17 protein-coding genes, 1 tRNA gene and 2 pseudogenes are annotated in these 21,219 nt (G+C 59.9%); 7 read left to right on the forward strand and 13 right to left on the reverse strand.

Translation table 11 applies throughout. The features are described 5' to 3' along the window. Positions 1–2,495: RHS repeat protein (locus KF841_15120; GenBank protein ID MBX3396689.1), on the reverse strand; the 2,495-nt coding region annotated here is incomplete at its 3' end. A gap of 709 nt (positions 2,496–3,204) precedes the next feature. On the opposite strand from KF841_15120, the gene KF841_15125 reads away from it, so the two are divergent. Further along, on the forward strand, positions 3,205–4,407 hold the full coding sequence (locus tag KF841_15125) for a transposase (protein MBX3396690.1): 1,203 nt from the start codon (positions 3,205–3,207) through the stop codon (positions 4,405–4,407). A 75-nt stretch (positions 4,408–4,482) separates the two neighbouring features. On the opposite strand, the gene KF841_15130 is transcribed toward KF841_15125, so the two are convergent. Next, the gene (locus tag KF841_15130; GenBank protein ID MBX3396691.1) at positions 4,483–7,926 is read right to left on the reverse strand and encodes a protein kinase; all 3,444 of its coding nucleotides are present in this window, start codon (positions 7,924–7,926) and stop codon (positions 4,483–4,485) included. Between the two features lie 17 nt (positions 7,927–7,943). Further along, positions 7,944–8,504, reverse strand: a complete 561-nt coding sequence (locus KF841_15135) for a sigma-70 family RNA polymerase sigma factor (GenBank protein MBX3396692.1) — start codon at positions 8,502–8,504, stop codon at positions 7,944–7,946. Between the two features lie 233 nt (positions 8,505–8,737). Between KF841_15135 and KF841_15140 the strand changes: the two genes are divergently transcribed. Both KF841_15140 and KF841_15145 read left to right on the forward strand, forming a co-directional pair. Next, on the forward strand, positions 8,738–9,316 hold the full coding sequence (locus tag KF841_15140) for an SIS domain-containing protein (protein MBX3396693.1): 579 nt from the start codon (positions 8,738–8,740) through the stop codon (positions 9,314–9,316). A 543-nt stretch (positions 9,317–9,859) separates the two neighbouring features. After that, positions 9,860–9,933 (forward strand) — tRNA-Pro (locus KF841_15145). A 467-nt stretch (positions 9,934–10,400) separates the two neighbouring features. On the opposite strand, the pseudogene KF841_15150 reads toward KF841_15145, so the two are convergent. The 9 genes and pseudogenes from KF841_15150 to KF841_15190 form a co-directional block, all read right to left on the reverse strand. Next, positions 10,401–10,727: pseudogene (locus KF841_15150) on the reverse strand (recombinase zinc beta ribbon domain-containing protein). A 219-nt stretch (positions 10,728–10,946) separates the two neighbouring features. After that, positions 10,947–11,399 (reverse strand): annotated as a pseudogene (locus tag KF841_15155) (recombinase family protein). 3 nt (positions 11,400–11,402) lie between these two features. After that, positions 11,403–11,615 carry a hypothetical protein gene (locus KF841_15160; protein MBX3396694.1) on the reverse strand — a complete coding sequence of 71 codons (213 nt, stop codon included), beginning with the start codon at positions 11,613–11,615 and terminating at the stop codon, positions 11,403–11,405. A 90-nt stretch (positions 11,616–11,705) separates the two neighbouring features. Beyond that, positions 11,706–11,879, reverse strand: a complete 174-nt coding sequence (locus KF841_15165; GenBank protein ID MBX3396695.1) for a hypothetical protein — start codon at positions 11,877–11,879, stop codon at positions 11,706–11,708. A 2-nt stretch (positions 11,880–11,881) separates the two neighbouring features. Then, positions 11,882–12,169, reverse strand: a complete 288-nt coding sequence (locus tag KF841_15170; protein MBX3396696.1) for a hypothetical protein — start codon at positions 12,167–12,169, stop codon at positions 11,882–11,884. A 35-nt stretch (positions 12,170–12,204) separates the two neighbouring features. Continuing rightward, complete coding sequence (locus KF841_15175; protein MBX3396697.1) at positions 12,205–12,795, reverse strand: hypothetical protein; 591 nt, start codon at positions 12,793–12,795, stop codon at positions 12,205–12,207. Between the two features lie 100 nt (positions 12,796–12,895). Beyond that, positions 12,896–14,401: a hypothetical protein gene (locus KF841_15180; protein ID MBX3396698.1), complete on the reverse strand. Its 1,506-nt coding sequence runs from the start codon at positions 14,399–14,401 to the stop codon at positions 12,896–12,898. Further along, the gene (locus KF841_15185) at positions 14,398–14,715 is read right to left on the reverse strand and encodes a DUF1232 domain-containing protein (protein MBX3396699.1); all 318 of its coding nucleotides are present in this window, start codon (positions 14,713–14,715) and stop codon (positions 14,398–14,400) included. Before KF841_15185 ends, KF841_15180 begins: the two co-directional genes overlap by 4 nt. 121 nt (positions 14,716–14,836) lie before the next feature. Then, the gene (locus KF841_15190; GenBank protein ID MBX3396700.1) at positions 14,837–15,667 is read right to left on the reverse strand and encodes a ParB/RepB/Spo0J family partition protein; all 831 of its coding nucleotides are present in this window, start codon (positions 15,665–15,667) and stop codon (positions 14,837–14,839) included. Positions 15,668–15,826: 159 nt separating this feature from the next. On the opposite strand from KF841_15190, the gene KF841_15195 reads away from it, so the two are divergent. Next, on the forward strand, positions 15,827–15,997 hold the full coding sequence (locus KF841_15195; protein MBX3396701.1) for a hypothetical protein: 171 nt from the start codon (positions 15,827–15,829) through the stop codon (positions 15,995–15,997). Further along, positions 15,994–16,479: a hypothetical protein gene (locus tag KF841_15200; GenBank protein ID MBX3396702.1), complete on the forward strand. Its 486-nt coding sequence runs from the start codon at positions 15,994–15,996 to the stop codon at positions 16,477–16,479. Before KF841_15195 ends, KF841_15200 begins: the two co-directional genes overlap by 4 nt. A gap of 17 nt (positions 16,480–16,496) precedes the next feature. Here the strand turns inward: KF841_15200 and KF841_15205 are convergent, their stop codons facing one another. After that, the gene (locus KF841_15205; GenBank protein ID MBX3396703.1) at positions 16,497–17,045 is read right to left on the reverse strand and encodes a sigma-70 family RNA polymerase sigma factor; all 549 of its coding nucleotides are present in this window, start codon (positions 17,043–17,045) and stop codon (positions 16,497–16,499) included. Between the two features lie 176 nt (positions 17,046–17,221). Between KF841_15205 and KF841_15210 the strand changes: the two genes are divergently transcribed. Both KF841_15210 and KF841_15215 read left to right on the forward strand, forming a co-directional pair. Continuing rightward, positions 17,222–17,851: a sigma-70 family RNA polymerase sigma factor gene (locus KF841_15210; GenBank protein ID MBX3396704.1), complete on the forward strand. Its 630-nt coding sequence runs from the start codon at positions 17,222–17,224 to the stop codon at positions 17,849–17,851. Continuing rightward, positions 17,835–21,134 carry a protein kinase gene (locus KF841_15215; protein ID MBX3396705.1) on the forward strand — a complete coding sequence of 1,100 codons (3,300 nt, stop codon included), beginning with the start codon at positions 17,835–17,837 and terminating at the stop codon, positions 21,132–21,134. Before KF841_15210 ends, KF841_15215 begins: the two co-directional genes overlap by 17 nt. Positions 21,135–21,219: the final 85 nt, after the last annotated feature.

Here is a 21,219-nt window from a genome sequence, read left to right on the forward strand (position 1 = left end):
TTGCCATTGCCCTGATCGACCTGCGTCATGCGCCCGGCCGCGTCGTAGGTTGATTCAACCACAATTGTCCGCGTGTTCGGCGATTCGCCCACGCTCCGCGTCACACGCCAGACCCGCCCGGCCGCGTCCAGTTCGGTGATGACCGAGTCCCCGTCCTGATCGGTCGCGGTGTAAACACCGCTTGCATCGTCGTAGTTGTTCGTGAATGTGCGGGTAACTGGTGTTCCTGCGGCGTTGGGTAGATTGACCGGCTCCTCGGTCGCAAGGGAACAAGTCAGAGGGCGATCGAGATCATCATAGGAGAAGCTGCGATTCCGATCGCTGCTGTCATAGGGCGTATCCATGAGCGGATCATTGACACAGCGATTCGACGTGAGCGATGATCCCGTCGGTGAATAGCTGGATGTCGCACAGCCAGCCATCAGCGTCGCGTTGATGCCGGTCGGCTCGATCGGACAGAACGAAACACAGGTCGTTGGACACTGCGCGCAAATCTGCTGTCCCGCGTTGTCGGTGCAATAGGTCGCCGTATCGGGGCCGCACCCGGTGCAATTGGGCTTTCTACGCGCTGAACTGGAAGAGCCAACCACCGCGCCGCCTTCGTTCAGTGTGCGCCCCTGAAAAACCATCGGCCATGCCGGTTTGATATCATATTGCGAATCGACCGGGTTCTCCGTCTCTCGGGCCGTCTGCCCCCATGCGTCATAAGTGAACAGCGTCACCACCCCGTTCGGGTCGGTCACACTCTTGACGAGGCCGTTCCAGTCTTCCGGGTCGATGCCGCTCCCCGTCGCGTCGTCGTCGTAATATGCAATCACCGTCGTCGCTGTGCCGTTGCCCTGGCCGTCGGCCGGCTCGATCAGGTGCGTCGGGCTGGTCGGATGATTGGCATCGTTGTATTCGATTGCGACGGCCTTGGCCGTGTTGCCGGTCCCCGGCGTGGTCCCCGGCGGTATGATCTTGACCAGGTTGTTCATCCCGCCCGTGTCATACCCGTACGTCGTCTTGTTCCCGAGCGGATCGGTGGTCGTCAGAACATTGCCGTTCGAGTCATGGGTCGAGGTCCAGGTCTTGCCCAGCGGATTGGTGACGGTCGCGACTTCGTGCACCAGGTTTGCCGGCGAGGTGACATGGCCGATCGTCGTCGTCTCGCTGAGCGGATCGGTCGCCTGAATAAGATTGAAGGTGAGAACGTCAAAGAGGAAGAACCAGTCATTCCCTCGGACATCCGTAAAGACCGTCTCCTGTTCAAAGCTGCTGCTGCCAATTCCGTAATCGATGTGGACCTCCTGCGCCAGCGGATTGGTTACACGGCTGAGGCGTCCCATGAGGCCGTCATAATCGTGGTCATACACCTTCCCGTTCTGATCGGCGATCGTGTCGATATCGTAGTCGGCCGTGTAGTCCCAGTGGATGCGATGCCCCAGCGGGTCCTCCAGCGCGACGAAATGGCCGTCGCCATCGGTGTGCGGGTTGCCGGGGTTCGAGGTGTCCTCGTAAAGCAGCAGCCAGACGCGCTCCGCATTGTTGCCGAGCGATGGGTTGTTCGTCACGCCCAGCGGCGCGGTGATCTCCGCCAGCTTGCCATGAGAGTTGTAGGAGAAGTCCAGTACGCGACCGGATGCGTCGGTGATGTAGTCGAGTTCACCATCAGCCGGATCGGAGGCGTTATCAATGTAGGTGCAGACCACCTGGTTGCCGGAGGGGTCTTCAATGAAGTCGAGCAGGCCATCGGTGTGGAAATAGAGCTTTGATTGCGACCTGGTGGTGAGCTTCCAGCCGGTGATGGGCGATGAGCCGATGGGTTCGAGCCTGTTGAACACTCCGGGCATGGCATCCCACTGGCCGGTCGAGATATTCCTGCTGAACCTGTCTTTTGTGCCGTCGCCCCAGACGACCACAACCGTGTCCGGACCGCCGACACCGCCGGAAATCTTGAGGCTGGTGTCATAGGTATGCGTCCAGACCGGGCCGCCTTCCTTCGCGGCGAGCAGGGCGACGAATTCGTCCAGGTCCTGAAGGTCGAGTTCATCATCCTCGTTCATATCCGCGACGGCCTTTTCAGCTTCCGTGGGCGCGTCGGCAAGCACAATACCGACAAACGGGGACAAATCGGATGTATCGACCTTACCGTCGAGGTTGGCATCTCCGCGCCGAAGCGCCTCGGTCGGCTCCTCCCAGTCGCTGATCATGTGATGGTGCAGTGCCAGCGAGATGCCAGGGCCGCGGCCGCCCCAGCCGACGATCGGCAAGGCGGTATGGACCCGGCCGGTGTAAAGATCGACCTGCGAGAAAGGCGTGACGCCCATGCCGGCCGACCAGCGACGCGCCGGTCCCGTCGGCGCCTTGATGGGATACAACTCGACAGCCCCCGGCTGAGCCGAGGCATGCTGACCGTCCGCTGTAAGAATGAATGATACGCAAATGAAGGTGAAACTCGGTACAGACCATCGGCGCGAGACAGCGCGCAGCCGCATGATGGCTCGAAATTTCATATGGATCCTTTCCTTAAGAATCGGAAGCCCGTTCGTATCACGCCGGCAAGCCCCGCCCAAGGCCCGAGCGTTATTCATACATAACCGCTGACCAAGTTGCTTAGTCAACTTTTTTGCGGGACTTTTCTCTCCGGCGACGACTGCCGGGCAGTGGCATGATGGCCCGCCTGCATCTCCGCGCAGAAACTGCCCGCCCGCTGCGGCAGGGTTGAAAAGCGGGATTGGCCGAAGTCTGTGTCGTTCTCGTTGAATGTCCGGCGGCCCGGGACGATTCCGGCCCGGTTCCGGCCCTGCTGAAGCCGGTTACGGTTCATTCGTAACCGCCTCCCGTTCGGCCGTCACCGGTTACGGTTCATTCGTAACCGCCTCCCGTTCGGCCGTCACCGGTTACGGTTCATTCGTAACCGCCTCCCGTTCGGCCGTCACCGGTTGCGGTTCATTCGTAACCCCCTCCCGTTCGGCCGTCACCGGTTGTCACGGGATCGGCACCGGTCCGGTTTGAGGCGGGGCTCATCCGTTCTACGACCGGGTCAACGCAATTCTCAAGGCGCAAACCTTTGACCGCATTGCCGACGGCGCTCATGGCATTGCCGACGGCGCTCATGGCTTTGGCGGCTTCGACGCCTTTGTCGAGGATCGCTGCCGCAAGTTCTACTCCGACAAGGTCGGCCGGCCGTCGCTGCCGCCGGCGGTCTATTTCCGACTGCTGATGATCGGCTACTTCGAGGGGATCGGCAGCGAGCGCGGGATCGCCTGGCGGCTGGCGGACTCGCTGGCGTTGCGAAGATTCGCGGGTTACGCGCTGACCGACTCGACGCCGGACCATTCGACGATCAGCCGCAATCGGCGGTTGATCGACGTTGAGACGCACCGGGAGATTTTCACCTGGGTCTTGCAGGTTCTGGCGAAGGAGAAGCTGCTGGATGGCAAGACGCTGGGTATCGATGCGACGACCTTGGAGGCGAATGCGGCCTTGCGGAGCATCGTTCGTCGCGACACGGGCGAAAGCTATCAGGAGTTTCTGACGCGACTGGCGAAGGAGTCGGGCATCGAGACGCCGACGCGGGAGGACCTGGCCAGACTGGACAGGAAGCGCAGGAACAAGGGGTCAAACGATGACTGGCAGCATCCGCACGATCCGGACGCGAAGATCACGAAGATGAAGAACGGCAGCACGCACCTGGCCCACAAGGCCGAACATGCGGTGGACATGGACACGGGTGCGGTCATGGCGGTGACGCTTCAGCCGTCCAGTCGCGGCGACACGACGAGCCTCGGCGAGACGATCAAGCAGGTGGACGAGAACCTGGTGTCGGTGATGGCGGATGAGAAGGCGTGCGAGCAGTTGAGCGAGCAGGTCTTGAAGGAAGTGGTGGCGGACAGGGGCTATCACAGCAATGAGGTGTTGAAGGATCAGAAGGAGCGGGAGATTCGCACCTACATCGCCGAACCGGACCGCGGCCGACGGAACTGGCAGGGCCGGACCGAAAAGGAGATCGCCGAGAAGCTTGAAGCGCGTGATGCGGTGTATGCCAATCGTCGCCGGATCAAGGGCGAGCGCGGCAAGTCCCTGATGCGGAAGCGCGGGCAGCGGGTGGAACGGAGCTTTGCCCATTGCCATGACACCGGCGGGATGCGCCGGACGCACCTTCGCGAGCACGAAAACATATTGAAGCGACTGCTCATTCACGTGGCGGGATTTAATTTGAGTCTGATCCTGCGCAGGGTGCTCGGCTTCGGGACGGCCAGGAGCATGCAGGATGCGGCGGCGCGGCTGTTGCGCGCGATCGCGGAGTGCATTGCACATGCCCTGCCCGACCTGTGGCGGAGCTTGAACGACAATCGGGAGCCGCGGCGCCGGACAACGAACAACACGACGCCGGACGCTCTATCGATCCATTACGCCGCGTAAAGCACAGCCGTTCGAAAAAACGGAGTTCCGCCACGGGCTGATAGGGGAGGAAACGCGATCGGTATCCGGGCGGGCTTAGTTTGCCAAGGCCGACTGATGGGCGCGGTTGCCTTCAATACAGGCGTCGGCGAAATGCAGATCGAGTACATGCGTTTCGCCGGCTGAACATACGGCAGCAATGTATCGGCCATCAAAGCTGAAACACGCCGTGATGATCTCTTCGCCGGGACAAATTTCGTGGGCGGCAAGTTCCCGGCCGGCCGAAACACTCCACAGCCGCACAGTGCCGTCACTACTGCATGACGCGAACACGTCAGGCTCGTTCGGCTTGAACTCGACGCCCCACACGGTACCGGCGTGCCCCTCAAAGACATGAAGTCGCTCACCGGACCCCACATCGAACATCTCGATATTGAAGTTCCATGTTCCGGTCAGTACGCGCGAGTCGTCGGGCGTGAAGGCAATTCCCCACGGCGTGTAGTGGCAGAGCATTCTCGATATGGGTTTTCCGTCCTTATCCCATAACCTCAGTAACTGATCGCGCGATGTCGTTGCAATCCATCGCCCATCATGCGAGAAGGCGGCCGAAATCGCTTCGTATCGATCGCAGGAAAGTACGGTCGCATCGGTTGTCTTCGGATAGTCCGCAAGCGCGAAGCTGTCGCCGCGGCGAGCGAAGACCCAGCGCTGCTGGTCAGCACTCAATGCGACCGACTGCTGGGAGATGAAGTTCGAGTTCGGTACTTCCTCTTCACAATTACCAGTCTCGACATTCCAACGCCGCAAAATGCGGTCTCGTGAAACGGCGATCACTTCCTTCGCACCAGGACCAAATCGCAAGGCCCGGATCCGGTAGAGCCTGTCGTCCTCTCTAACCGGCAACTTAATCGGCCTGAGATGCCGGCGGATGGTGCTCGTTCCGAGATCAAGAATCGCGACGGAGCCATCGTCCCGAGCGATGGCCAACGAATTCTCGGCGGGATGAAAGGCGGCCGACCGGGCATCGGAGATTGCCGATACTTTCTGCTGTGCTGGCGAACCGAGCCGCCAGACCCGGATGTCTCTCATCGTCGTGGCGACCAGCGCGGACTGGTCCCGTGTGATTGCGAGCCGGGAGATCGAGCCGCGCTGGAAGGATCGCGCGCGTCGGCGGGATTCAACGTCCCACACATCCGTCGAGAACCAGCCGCCGGCGTAAATCGTTCGGCCGTCATCGGCGAACGCCGCATCGACCACGACGCCGGCAACCGGGCCAAAGGTTCCTTCGCACTCCAGTGATTTGAGGTTCCACTTCCGAAATGACCGATCGAAGTTGCCGCCCGCGCTGATCAGTCCCCGACCGTCGGGCGAAAATGCCAACATGGAAACAACATCGACATGGCCGACCAGCGTCGCGATGGGAACCGCAAATGCGTCGTCGATCGCGGATCCCGGCATCGCGCGCTCGCAGAGGCGCTCCGTGTTCCAGAGCACGATGTTGCCGCCGCGCACGGCTGATGCCATTCGCGTGCCATCCGAGTTGAACCGAATCCGGTAGATACCGGATCCGCCCGTATCCAGCTCGGTGAGCATCTTCGCCGTGCCTGAATCCCATATCCGAATCCTTCCATCATCGCCGCCGGCGACAATGGCTCGACCGTCGCAGTTGAAGCAAATCGTGCCGGTGCTTCGCCGATTGGCACGAATCTCATGAATCAACTCGCCGGTGATCGGGCGCCAAAGTCCGAGCCTGCCGTCAGCCGTGGAGGCGGCAACCATCTCTCCATCCGAGCTGAACGCCAGATCAAGGGTCACCGCTTTCAATCCGGTCAAACTGGCGATTCGAGTCTGCAAGGTGATATCCCAGACTTCCGGGTCGGCTCCTTCGCCGCCCACCGCAGCGAGTCGCCCGTCCGGGCTGAGCGCCATCGATCGGATCAAACTGAGACCGGTTCGCATGGTCGTCATGCTCGGGAAGCGGCAATAGAGTTCGTTGAGCGCCCAGTAAGCGGCCGGCGAATCGGGATCACGGAGGAATTCGCGCCAGATGATTGCTTCTGCATCGCCGAAATTTCCGGCCGCCCCGAGCGCGCGGCCGCGGTCGATCTGGCTCTGCGAGATTTCCACGCGAAGTTGTTCGGCCGTTCGATTGGCGCGATCTCGCTGGGCGAAAGCGTCGTTCCTGGCGACGATCGATTCATCCGCCAAACGTCGATTGGTGCGTGCCTGCGCCGAGGCCCAGACCGCGAAGCCGGTCAGCAGGACGACGAACGCCGCGACCGCCGCAAGCACGCCGCGATATCGCCTGACATTCTTGCGGAGCAAGTAGAGTGCCGAATCTCGCTTGGCCTCGACGGGTTCGTCATTGAGAAATCGTCGGATGTCCTGAGCCAGCTCCGATGCGGACTGGTAGCGGCGATCCTTGTCCTTGGAAAGCGCTTTGCAGACGATGGCTTCGACGTCCTGCGGAATGCGTCCGGTGCGAGCCGAGGCGGAGGAACGAATCGGTGCTGGCGGCTCCTCGGCGATGATCCGGGCGATCTCCGCCATGCCTGCGGACCCGAACTCGTAAGGCAGCCGACCTGTCAGCAATTGATAGATCAGTACGCCGACGGCGTACACGTCGGATCGGGTGTCCACACTATGGGACTCGCCCCGAATCTGCTCGGGACTCATGTAGGCGGGTGTACCGACGACCTGTCCCACGTGCGTGCGCCGTGCCGCTCCGGGCTCGTCGGCCTCGATCGCGGCCGCGACACCAAAGTCCAGCAGCTTGGGTTGCGCGTCAAAGACGCGCGTGCCCGAGACGAACCGAGATCCTGACTCGGGCGTGGTGCGGACGACAAGGATGTTATCCGGCTTGATGTCGCGGTGGATGATGCCGTTCTGGTGGGCGTGTTGCAGGGCATCGCACACGCGGGCGATCAACTCGAGCCGTTGCGTGACACTCAGGGGATCGTGGCCATCGCCCGGTGACACGGCGAACTGGAGCACATTCCGGCCTTGAATGTACTCCATTGTGTAATAAGGCATCCGCGACGGAAATGGCGGACCCTCGCCGGACGGAAATGTCACTTCCGCGACACCTGCCTCGAAAATCTGCGCGATCCCCGGATGCTGCAAACGGCCCAGGACGTGTGATTCGTGCTCGAATCGGGCGAGCGCGTCGGCCGACGCCATGAACCACCGAACCACCTTCAAAGCGACCGTGCGCCGCGGATTCTCCTGTTCGGCGAGATAGACCACGCCGAAGCCACCCTCGCCGATCTGCCGAAGAATGCGATAGGCCCCGATTTGAATCGGAACCGGCTGGCTCGAAGGGCGCAGAAGGACTTCGGTGGCGGCACGGACGGCTGCACCCACGGCGGTTTGAAATGCGGCGACGGGCGCTTCATCGTGTTCGAGAAGTCGCATGACGCAGGAACGCAGTTTTTCATCGCCGCCCGATTCACGCCGGACGAAGCGCGAGCGCTCGCCCGGCTTCAGAGCGCAGGCAGCCTGAAACAATGCCTCAGCTTTTCGAAATTCCTCGGGGGACATGCGGCGATAATCCCTCGTCAATTCCGCGCGAGCTGGCTCGATAGGTGTGCCCGGGCCATGCGCCAGTCCGCCTCAACCGTTGATATTGAAATGCCCAGGACATGCGAGATCTCATCGACGGTCATGCCGCCGTAGAATCGCAACTCGACGACCTTTGCCTTGCGGGAATCGAGCGCCGCGAGTTGCGTCAACGCTTCGTCCAACTCAACCGCGTCCACCGCATTTTTCTCCGAAGGCATGATTGACGTGGACAACATCACAGGGCGAACACCGCCCCCGCGTTTGTCTGCGGCGCGAGCCAGGGCATGATTCACCAGCGTATTACGCATGGCCCGAGCCGCGAGTGCCATGAAATGGGCACGATCGCTCCAGTTGATGTTTGCCTGGCCGGCTAGCTTGACATAAACCTCGTTGACGAGCGCCGTCGGCTGAAGCGTATGGTCCGACCGCTCGCCGCGAAGACATGCGGCCGCGAGCGCCCGAAGCTCGTCGTAGACGATCGGCAGCAGCGCATCCACGGCCGCTCGACCACCGACCGACAGGCCGGTGAGGAGTTCAGAGCGCGAAGCGTCATCCAGATGTCTGTCCGATCCGTCCACATCCGAAGTATACCCGCCCCGCGTCCTGAACACACAGTCGCGGCAGACCGTCCGCCCGCCCCACCCACCCGGAATCTTCACCGATCCGCTCGGGGCATCCCGGGCTATTCAGATCGTGACATTCGGGCGATAATCGGGCACCGATTGCGAACAGCCAGCGGCCGGCGGATGGCCATGGACTGAGAGCGATCCAACGACACCAACGAGTCCCGATGAATCGCAAAGAGGCCATTTCTCGATCGATCGAGTCCCATATCACGGCATTGCGTTCGTTGTCCGGCCAGGCCGGGACGATCGACCGGATTGTTGGCGTGATGCAGGCAGCACTTGATTCCGGTGCAAAGATCATGACCTGCGGCAACGGCGGATCGGCGGCGGAAGCCCTGCATCTGGCGGAGGAAATGATCGGGCGGTTCAGTCGCGATCGCGATCCGCTTTCGGCGCTGAGTCTATCGGCGGATCCGACCGCGATAACATGTATCTCCAATGATTTTGGATTCGAGCAGGTCTTTGCCAGACAGGTTCGCGGACTGGGCCGTAAAGGTGACGTTCTTATTGCACTCTCGACCAGCGGCCGCAGCGTGAATATCGTGGCGGCATTGGAAGCGGCCCGCGAACTGGGGATCACGACCATCGGCCTGCTGGGACGGCCGGGCAGCGCGGCAGAGCACCATTGCGACATTGCAATGACACCGGATGCGGCCAATGGCGCACACATTCAGGAAATGCACCTGATGACGATTCATCTCATTTTGGAGCAGTTGGAGCCCAAACCTCGGCCGGAAGCCTGAGCTCTGCCGCAGGCGACAGCCACTTCATCCTCCGCACATAGCCGCCGCTCACCGACGTTTTATTTGCGATGGATTGTCGACTTCTCCGGGAGTACTCGAAGGAATCCAAACTGCGCCGGTCGTACCATTGTGCCGGCGGCTTGAAGGAACTGGCTGGCTTGATACAGCAGCGGCCGGCTGCGACTAACGACAGTGCAACCGCACCGGCTGAAAGGGCCCGTCCGTGGACGGATTGCCGAATGAGGCAGCAAAGTCTTGAGGAGGCGTGTTCAATGCGGCGGGACTGCTATTCAGGGCTACGGATTGCGTACTCACGACGGCAGACTGCTTGTCCGCGGCGGCGGTTGGCCTGTTCTGAGGGACGGAATGCCTGTCCCTGTCGAGTGAACGTGATTACAGCGTCGGGTTATGACTGACAATTCTCAGCGTGAATTGCTGAGCTGGCGGCAGGTGCGTCCGAGGTCAAGTGAGACTACAATTGACCTCGTTGTCGCGCAGGGCTGTAATCTGTTGGTCGCCGGAGCGTCAACGAGGCACAGCCGCCGGGGCGTAGCTCAGTCTGGTAGAGCGCTTGGTTTGGGACCAAGAGGCCGCAGGTTCGAATCCTGTCGCCCCGAGTCTGACTCATTTCAAGCCCTTCGATGAGTACATCGAAGGGCTTATTCACTTCATAGCAGAGAGTTGCGCCGTTCAAGACGAAGTTCGAAAACACGATTTCGAGCAACTGGCGTTTTGCGGCGTAATCGGCTGAAAGCCATTTATCGACAAGGGCTTGCGAGAGTTCGAAAACCCGGATAGCCAGTTCGGCCTGTTCGCCGCGATCGCGGTTTGCGGCCTCGACGCGCAGGCCTGCCGCTGCAATCCTGTCACGCAACTCCGTTGACTTGCTTGCGAACGTGTCGGCGTCGATTTCGTCGAGCAGGCGGAGGTTGAGCAGCCGGTCCTGTTGTTGTCGCAAGAGCGTCATTTCGCGTTCGGAAACTTCGGCCTGTGTCGAGGATTCGGCCCGTTCTCGTTTCGACCATTCGCGCAGGGCGTTCGAGAACCATGTCTGAACCGTGTCGGGCTGCCTGATCGAGCGGAAGACGGCGAGAATCTGTTCGTCCAGCTTCGACTCGTTGAGGCGAACCTGCGGATGCCCGGGCGCGAGCTTGTACATGGTGCAGCGGTAATAGACGTACTGCTTACCGGTGGATTTCTTAACGACCTGTTCGCCGGTGATGAGATTGCCGCAGTGGCCGCAGCGGATGAGGCCGCCGGCGTAGGTCAGTTCATGTGAGCGGTAAGTCTTACCACCGAGCAGGACCTGCACGCGGTCCCAGGTCGCCCGATCGACGAGCGGCTCGTGTTTGCCCGGATACCACTGTCCACCATATTCGACATCGCCGAGGTAGCAGCGGTCGCGCAAGATCGCGTACACCGAGCTTCGCGGGAAGCGGGGAGAGGAGGGGCGGTACTTCAGCCCTTCATCGGCGAGACGGGCGATGACCTGATCGACGGTCAGTGGCTCGTAGGCGTAGAGGTGGAAGATTCGCTTGACAGCATTGGCCCGCATCGGATCGACTTCGATGATGCCGCGGCCGTCCTTGCGGATGTTCCTGTAGCCGTAGGGCGCGGCCCCGACGAACCAGCCCTCCTGTACGCGGCGGGCGTGACCTTCGCGGACATCGACCGACTGTTGTTCCGTGTAGAAGCTCGCCATATTGGCGAGCGTTCGCCGCATCATGCGGCCGGCGGGATTGTTGTCGGTCGGTTGCGAAACGGAGACGAAGGCGAGGCCATGCTCGCTTTCCAGCCGCTCCAGTTCGACGTAATCGAAGAGATTGCGGGCGGCGCGATCGACCTTGTAGAACAGCAGCGCGTCGAGAGTCGCCGCATTCTTCTTGGCGAAGGCGATCAGTTCCTTGAACGTCTTGCGTTCATCGCGTTTGCTGGCGGTCTCGGCGATGCGGAACAGGCGGACGATTTCGCCGCCGGTCGAGGCGGCGTAGCGCTTGAGCGCATCCTCCTGCACCGCCAGCGAGAAGCCCTCGCGTTCCTGTTCCCGGCTTGATACCCGCGCCAACGCGACATATCGCTTCATGGTTCAACCCCGCGACAAGACCTCGAACAAACGACCGACGTTGGTGAGTATCTTAACGGCGTCGTCTACGGGCATCGAGTCGCGGTAAAAGGGTTGCCATGTCGCCAGCGTCTCACGGATCAGCGCGGGCGTGATCCAGTCCGGCGCGCCCTCCGGCACGACGATGCCGTCGTGCGGCTTCTCGTGCGTTCGGATTGGAGTCTTGCGAGCGGGCATTGCAATCGTTTCGTTTTCCCTTGTGAAGTGAGGGCAGGGACGGCGAGGCGAGGGGGCTGGCGACAACGGGCCGATACATCGGATGGCCGTTCACGGGTGTGCATCGAGGCGACCCGCGCACCATCGCCATGCACCTCGCATTCGTTCGCCGATTGCCTTGATACAACATGCGGCCAGCCATGTCGGAATCACCACGAAGATGACGATGGTGACGATCATCCACCACTTCACGACAGACCAGGCAAATTCCAATGGGTCGCTCATGTTCAATCTCGCTCCGGTTGAGGCGGCTCAGGCTCAGGACCCTCGTTGCCTTTCTCAATCTGTTGCATCCGTTCATCGAGGATGGACGGCCGCTCGTCGGGGTCGCGCAATTCGCCTTGTTTGTCCTGCATGACCTCGCCGGGCGTTTTGGTTCCTGCGATTCCGTAGACTGTCGGCTGCGCCACGTTGGATTCGGGATAGACCGCGGCGCGCAGTTCGGCGAGGCCCTGACGGAACATGGCCGATGCGTGGCCGGCGCCAATCTTTGGGGATGCGTCTTCTTTTGCCATGAGTGTTGCACCTCTCAAATGCGATGAGACCTTCGCTACTTATCTTTCATGTCACGGAACCGTTCCGCGACGTTGCGTTGTTCGAGATAGGCGTCGTGCATGTCCACAGCGCGGCGACGCTCGTAGCCATCCGTCAGGCTGTTCGTGATGAAGAGGCTGCCGGCGGTGACCATGAGATAGCCGCCGAGGGGCGGGCTGACCGACAGCATGAATGCGCCGGTCAGCCACATGACGATCGGTTCAACGACGCGCTTGACGGTGACTTCGCTCGTGATTCCGGTGATTCGCATCAGTCGCGGCGTCCCGTTGTATCGCGAGTGCGGTTGCGGGCAGTCGCGCGTGATCCGGCGATTCGTCCGCAGGCGCACGGCGACGCACATCAGGATGAACGTCGCGAGGAAGATGAGCAGGGGTTCGGGCGGATATCCGGGATCGCAGAGGATCGGCCAGAAGACGATCATCACCATTCCGCCAATGACCTGAAGCCCGAGATACCGCTCGCCGAACGAGTCGGCCCGGTGCAGGAAGACCTCGACCGTGACCGCCATGGCGCGGGCGATGAAGACGAGGATTCCGAAGGCGTTTCGAGTTTCTTCGCGGTGATCGGGCATGGGGCTGTCGTGCATGGCGGTCAGTCTCCATGAGGCGTAAGTCGCAATTCGTAGAGCGATGCCGACATTGCGCACTGTTGGCTGGTGCGCGACGTGGACAGCGTTCGCAATCGTGTCAGCCGTTCTGTTGGAAAGACGTTCGCAGCCAGGTGCGGCCGCTCGCAGCGAACTGACGGCCGTTCTGGAACACGATGCCATCCACCTGACATCGGTTCTCGGGACCGCCGGTACGAAGCCGCGTGAACTCGCGCGGCTGCACCTCGTATTCGTAGGTCTCGCTGAATCCCGCCGACGTGCTGCCGGTGCGGCCGAACCAGTCGAGTCCGATGGCGGCCTTCCATTGGTCCTCGGCGTCGTAGGTGCTGTTGCCGCTCGACAGCACCTGTAGCGAGCGGCCGATCAGCCCCGCGGCCCAATCGTTCGTCACGGGATCACCGTTGGCATGCAGAATCTTGGTGTTGAGATTCGCCAGCAGCGAGTCGGTCTCGGCGCGGCCTTTCTCGCCGCCGCCCAGCGCCGCCAGGAAGTTGCTGTAGTTCTGTGAGAGCAGGACTGTGGCGACCCGTGCCGCACGGCAGGTGGTCTGGAACTGCATGTCGTAGGACGTGACGAAGTTCTGCGCCTCGTCGGCCCACAGGAAGACCGGGCGTGGGCTTACGGCGACATTGCGTCGCTCGATCGCGCGTTGAAACATCAGCTTCCAGAGCACCTGCGCGAACTGGCCGACTTCGCCGAAGGCTTTGACCGGGAGATCAATCAGAATGATCTTTCCCTGCTCGGTCTCTTCGGGCGTGATATTCGTGTCGGTGCTGAACAGCTCGCGAAGCAGGCCGCGGTTGAGCATGTCCGCCCAGCCGCTGAACGTCGCCTGAATCACGCTGCGCGTTCGCTCGGCCAGGTTCGGCCATTCGATGAGGTTGTAATCCGCTACGACCGCAAAGTCGTGCGCTTGCCGCGAGGTCTTCTCCTTGGCGTCAACCAGTCGATGATAATGAAAATTCAAGGATTGCCCTTGCCAGTACTTGTCTCGGATTTGCGCGGGCGACAGCGGCGCGGACAGCACTACCTGCACCAGATCCGGCACCGAGACGCGGCCGGTCGCGAGTGACACGAGATCGACCGCATTCCGCATCGCCTTTTGGGCGTTCTGTTTCCAGAAGTCGCCGTCCTCTCGGCCGCCGCCGGACGCATTGCGCTCACGAATCTCCATGACATTGGAAAACAGTGCGACGATGTTCTCCGTCAGGCCAGCCCCACTATCTTTTCGATTCAATTCGTAGTCGAGGAAGTTGAATCGGCGTGACGCATCAGGGCCGACGATCACCAGATCGCTCTGTCGTCCGGATTCGCGGCAATAGGTTTCCCACATCAGGCGTTCGTCCGATTTTGCGGTGAGCACCAATCCGCCGAATCCGGATTCCAGCATCGCCAGTGCCAGGGTACGACCGCTGCCGGAGGACTTGCCCGACCCGGTTGCGCCGGTGACGAGTGTGCCTTCGAGTGCATCGCGCACCGTCCAGGCATCTGTCTTCGACCATCGCAAGAGTTCGTCGCTCAGATTCCACTGACGCGGGCGCGCTTTCGGACGGGATTTGCGTCGGAATAATCGACCGAGCATCATGCGGCCTCCCGTTCGTCGTTATCATTCGAATCGGACGACATCACGGAGTTTCGCTTGGCGGCCAGGGCCTGCTCGAACTCCAGTTCCTCCAGCATCGTGCGTCGCTTGCGTTCCGTGACGGCCGACTTCGCGGCGCCGAGCGCGCCGAGGATGTAGCCAATGTCGTCGAGCCATCCGACGCCGGGCACGATATCCGGGAGGCAATCGACTGGCGACGGGATTAACAGTAGCAGCCCACAGGCCAGCGCCCACTTGGACATTTCCAGTCCGACCGAGCGCAGCTTCGATTGCGGCATGGCCAGCAGCACCGTCATCGTGATGAAGAACACTGTGCCGCAAATCACAAATACCCTCAGGAATTCAAAGAACTCAACCATGACTGACCTCCCAACTTTGTCAATAGAATCGCCTGGTGAGACCATCCCACCATTCGTATCACCTTTGCGGGCCGACTCTGTTGCCGACCTGCTGTCTCAATGTCTTGCAGAAAGTAGTGAGCGTGACGCCCTTTGGTCGTGCGCGGCGTGCCTTAGCTAACAGTTCTGAGAGGCACGAGATGAACACGTCGAGAGTTAAGCCACTACATGTCACTGTCACCGAACGACCGGCCGACAATACGGCGGTTACTCGCGATTTGCGTTCGCTTGGTATCGAATTGCCTACGTTCTTAGATTGCTTAATGCTGGCGACGACGGCGTCGCGCGATAGGCCGTGCTCAACCGCGTCTTCCGCCAGACGGTTCTGTGTTTCCATGTCTCCGGCTCGAGCAATTTCCACAGCGGTGCTCGCCGCAATCTCGCCACTCGCAACGAACTTCTTCACGATCGGCGACGCACCCAACAGTGTGAGCAGATTGCTGACTGACGATGTGCTGAGTCCGAGTTCGACTGCGGCCTGCGATGCAGACAGGCCTGATTCCTCCATAAACCGAGCGATCGCATTGGCCGTATCGAGGTCAAGTAGATTCTCCCGGTGAATGTTTTCGACCAACCGTGACGCGAGTAATTGTGACCGGTTGTAGTCGCCCTCGACGATTCGCGCGGGAATCGTCTCTTTCTCGGCTATTTGCGACGCAAGAAACCTCCTCATTCCGACGAGCAATTCATACTCATCCCCAACTCTGCGAACAATAACGGGATGCAGTACGCCGACTGTCTGAATCGACTTACTCATTCCAAGCAATGAATCACGCGTCGGAACGTCTCGATCGTTTTCTCCGAGTCGTATTCGGTCCAATGGGATGTCAACCGTGTGGCGCACAACCATGATGTTTCTCCCTGCTAACAAGCGGCAGCGCCCGCTTGGTGCCAAGCGCTTGTATTACATACTTGTCGCAGACCATCGGTTCCTTACATCGCGCCACGTTCCGTATTGCCACGCAGCGCCGGCTATGGCATACTGAAAGCAGCACATTGCGGGGGATTCATGGCCGAGACTTCATCGCGCGACCGCCAGCGCGAACCGCTTCACGACGAGATCGCTTCGCTTTTCGTTGGTCTTGCCGACGAGCCTGAACGCCGCATCGCCGAGCTTCAGGCGCTAAAGCGCGCCTTTGATGAAGTGTGGAGCGCGGCTGCCGATGAGCACCGCGCATGAGGGGCGAATCGCAGTCCCCCATACTCAATCAAGCGAAGCTCTCGGCTATCCGGTCGCTCTTCAAAGGATTGCCCGACGGCTTCGACGAGCGCCACGCGGCACTCAAAGCGATCCGCGATGAGTTCCATACCGAGCTTGCCCGTAATTTCGAGACGATTTTGAACGAGTATGCCCAGCTGTTGCCGCAGGACACCTATGACGAGAAGCGCAAAACTGCCAGCATGATTAACGGACTGCTTCGCAGCGTCGGACTCACGATCCGCAACGACAACGGGCAAGCGGCCTTGCTGGTGGTTGACACGTTGGGAGACGCCGATCCCAACGTCTCGCGTTTCCGTTTGGAATGGAGGGACGACGAAGGCCGCGTCCGACGCACCGGCACCAAGCAGTACCTTCAAGAACTCACGCTGATGCAGGAGCATCCGAGGCAGGATTTCTGGGCCAAGCGCATGCGGCGCGAGCCGCCAGACCGGGAACGCTAACGCCCTGGCGCGACCTGTTACTCGCCCGCGAAGTCGATCAGCAGCGTGCGGAGCCGCTGGCGGCAGCGGCTCTCACGGGCATAGTGGACCGACGCTCGAGTTTGACGGACTTCGGGCCGGCTGCCTTGCGCCCGATCCACGACATCCGCAAACACCGACCGCTCGGCCGGCGTCAGGCACTCCACCGCGACGGTCAGCGCCTCGCGAAACTCGCGATCCCTCACTAAGGCGACCGGATCAAAGGACCGCTGACGCGCGGCAGGTTCCTCGACGGAACCGAGCCCGATCGACAATCGCTTGGATTGCCGCACCAAGTGCAGGCAGTGGAAAAAGATGATGCCATCCACATAATGCCAAAAGGATCCCCGGCTCGGGTCATACCGCATGAGGAAGCCCCGGCACAAGATGGTGATGAGCACATCTTGGCAGGCATCCCGCGGGTCGATGTAGGGACGGCTCGCCAATAGTCGCCCGCAGCGTTTGATTACGCGGGCCTCAATCTCATCCCAGGTCGCTCCCGCCAGTTTTTCAAGCATTTCCACGCCATTGCTTTGGTTTTTCCGCATGATCTGCCTTTCTGGATGTCTTTCGTTTTCCTAGGTAGGATTTTCCAACCTGGAGCGGGCGCGACCGTCATAGCGCCACCCGGCTACAAAGAGGAATCCACGTGAGGCCCGGACGTAGCGCGGTCTGGCGATTTTTCTTTACGAGCGACAAAGGCAGGCGTGTACAAGTGGACCAGATGGAGTCAAATGAGGAGCTTTCAACGCTGCTTCGGCTGGCAATCGGCGGAGACATGGCAAGTCTGGGGCAACTGCTTGAAGCCCAACGATCATGGTGCACGGATGTTGCCCGAAGGCACATGCGAGACGGCATCCTTTTTGCTATTGACCCCGAGGATATCGTACAGACCGCGTTCGCCAATGCCACGAACAGCATTGCTTCCTTCACCCTTCAATCCGGCGATCCGATGCCGAACTTCAGGGCGTGGATGAAACGCATCATTATTAACACGATTCGCAAGGCAAATCGGCGCCGAAGCGCTGGCATCCGAGACCTTCATTCCGATTTGTTGGTTGGCTCTTCAAGCCACAATCCGCTTCGCTCACTCGCCAAGAAAGAGGCGCAACTAATCCTCTCCACATCGTTGGCTACCGTTTCGAAGCAGCACGCTCAGGTCATTCACATGTTCTACTTTGAGGGACTGTCAAAGGCTCGAATCGCCGAACAACTTGGCAAGACCCAGGCGAGCGTCATAGGCCTGATACAACGAGCCATGGAAGCGCTTCACGAGGCTGCGGGACACTCATCTGAGTTTTACTTGAAAGGTCGGAGACGGCGACGGAAGGGCACCGATGAGCCTGTTCCCTGATATGAGCAACTCACCGTCCGATTCGTTCAAGGAGTCGGACGCGGATTTGATCCCATCGGAGCCCGGTGGGAAAACGGTAGAGTGGCCACGCGAGTTCGGCCCGTTCCACCTGGTCGAGCAGATCGGCGCCGGCGGTTGCGGAATCGTCTATCGTGCCGTCCCAACCTTGCCGGATTCCAACGAGGTCGTGGCGCTCAAAGTCCTCAGGCGTCAGCACGCAAGTTCGGACATCCACCTCAAGCGGTTTCACCGCGAAGCGCGGCTCGCGCGCAAGCTGGATCATCCACGCATCGTGAAAACGATCGGTGACGGCGTCCATGACAATTGGCACTATTTGGTGCAGGAGTATGTCGATGGCGGCGACTTACTGCATTACATGAGCGATAGGCCGTTACACCCGACCCAGGCGGCCGAATTCATTCAGCAGATTGCGGAAGCCTGTCAGCACGCGCATTCCCGTGGCATTATTCATCGCGACATCAAACCGCAAAACATTCTCGTCAACGACGGAGTGCCGAGTATTACCGACTTCGGGCTTGCCAAAGACCTGGACGCCGAAACAAAGCTGACTCGCACGAATTCTCAACCCGGCACCCGGCCTTACATGGCTCCAGAGCAGGCCGATCCGTGCCTTGCTCCAATCAGCAGTCTATGCGACGTTTATTCGCTCGGCGCGACCCTCTACCAACTCCTGACGTGCCGAACGCCTTTCCCAATCGGATCGGGCCTCAGCGACGAGGCCATCGTGAACCAGATCGCCTGGGCCGAACCAATCCTGCCGACCAAGCTGAACTCCAGCATACCCCGCGATCTCGAGACCATTTGCCTGAAGTGCATGGAGAAATGGCCCCACGATCGTTATCCGACCGCTTCGCGTCTTGCCGACGATCTTGCCAGGTTTCTGCAAGGCAAGCCGATTCTAGCAAGACGTTCAAGCAGGCCGCGGCGATTTGTTCGACGCTGCCAGCGAAGGCCCGGACTAACCGCCGCGATCATTGTCCTAACCGTGCTCGCCGCAGCCGGCGCGTTCGCCGCTTTCGATTACGCCCACGAGGCGGAGGTGCAGAAGCAGTTCGCAATATCCGAGGGAACGGCAAAGGAAGAAGCCCTAATCGAAGCAAACGCCGCAAAGGCTCAAGCGCGGGTGGCGGAAACGCAAGCCGGGGAGGAATCGCGCAAGAAGCGGCTTCAGGCATATGCCTCCGACATCCAACAAATCGAGGCATCGTGGAAAACAGGTGACATCTCGCGCGCGAAGGAACTGCTCGCCAGGCACGCCCGCCCTGATTCCGGCGAAGATCTGAGGGGCATCGAATGGTATTACTGGGCATATCGACTTCGAGACGATGAACGCCCGTCATTCAAGGCCGCCCGTCGATGTCGCAGCATGGCATTTGATCCAGACGGACGATACATAGCACTTTCCACGCTGGTGAAATTGCAGCTTTGGACTATCGGCGACCAATCACTCGTACTCGATACAAAAATTGGACGTGGTACGCACACGATCGTGCTCAATAACGGACATTACTCAGACGGGAGTGTTGCTTTCAGCCCCGATGGTCGTTTTGTCGCGGCCACAAGCTACTTCAACGACAATTCATCGCGAGTGGGCTCGATAGATGTCTGGGAGTTGGACACGCTCGTTAAGGCTTTTACGATAGAAGATAGCGCCGAGGTCGGTGGGCAAGCAATCACATTTACGCCGGACTCGCGGTATGTGATCGCGGGCGGATACGACCACCGTTGGATTGCTTATGATCTAGCAGCAACAAACGCCGAACCTCGGCGAGGTCGTCCTTCCGCTGAATTCATCGCAGCACGACCGCAATTCGATGATCAGCCGCAGCTTCTCGGATTTGCCCTCCCAGTTTGGAGCATTCGCTTCTGCCCAGCACTATCGACGGCGTGTTCTGCCGGACCTTCCTATTATTGGGACTGGCCGTCCGAGCAGGTGGAGGGAGCGGCGCTTAGACCAATTCGTGATCTCGATGATGCCGTCGCGCTGCACGCACAGGCCGACGACCCGATGCTAATCAAGTTCACGAAGGACACTCTCGAATTGATCTACTTCGAGAAGGCCAAGAGACCTGCACCGGCCGATTACGAAAAGCTGCGCCGCAGATCGCTCTCGCCTGAGCTTCCCATCACGGCGGTCGGATTCTCGCAAAACAAGATTGCTGTAGCATGCAATGACAACATTATCCGGCTCTGGTCCTTCAATCCACCAGACGCGGTATCGTATGAGAAAGAACTTCGAGGAAACACCAGGTTGATAACCAGCCTTGCGTTTGACGCGCGCGGATCACGTCTGGCCGCAGCACAAGACGATGGTACGATACTGATCCATTCGATGTCGCGCAGAGCCGCAAAATCGAAGCAGGCCATACCCTCTGCGCCACAGGTTGCGTCATGTTCGTCCGATGACCGAACCCTCCGCGCCGTATACAGCCCCACCGATCGAACGATCGTTGTTTCTCGTTCGGACGATGCTGTACCTGCGTTGCACATCCCGGCTCCATTCGAACCAATTGACATGGCCTTCTTTCCATCACGGCCCATAATCGCCGTTTCATTCGGCAATTCCCCTGAGGCACACAGCGGATCGAGTAAGACATCGAAATGGCCGAAGGTCGTCATCTGGGACATCGAACAAAAGGCCAGGGTTGCATCGTTCAAGTCGACAGCAGCACTAAGGCTATCGCAATTGAGCTTCGATAAGACCGGCGACTTGCTTGCGATTCCGCTTTATGGCAGGGGGCTTGTCGTATATGACGCGCGAATCGCTTCTGCGATTTCGCTTCCCACGATCGAAAGTTGCCATGCCGTTAAACTGAGTCCTTCGGGCCGATATTTGGGTATTGGTGGCAAAGAACGGTCTGGTATCTACGACTTGCAGAGCGACGCTTGGTTATTCGCTATCGATGGTTCGTGTCAGCGATGCGCTTTTAGTTCTGACGAATCGATGGCGTTCATGCTGGATCATGAAGGCGAGTCGCGCAATACGGTAATTGACCTCAACAAGCGCGAAGTCATCCCGGCAGCGCTGGGTGGACATGTTAACGACGACATCGATATTTCAAGCGATGGCAAGCGCGCCTTCGTTCGCGGCCGGATGGGAATCGACGTGTTCTTCGTTGAAATTTGGGCAAGGGCGACCACTATGGAAGTCACGCCGCAGTTGGACGATGGAATGACGCTTTCCGGGTGGTTTGACAAGCAACTTGATTCGTGGAAAGAATTCGGCGCTCGCTATGAGCAAGTCGATACAGGTAAGGAATAGCGGCGTTCAATTCCGGCGCCGCTTGCTAGTGAATCCATGAACTAAGGCCGGCCCATTTACATTTTCTTAACGATTCTCTAGTAAG

It is taken from the genome of Phycisphaerae bacterium (assembly GCA_019636475.1).
In the GTDB taxonomy this organism is placed as follows: Bacteria; Planctomycetota; Phycisphaerae; order UBA1845; family UTPLA1; genus JADJRI01.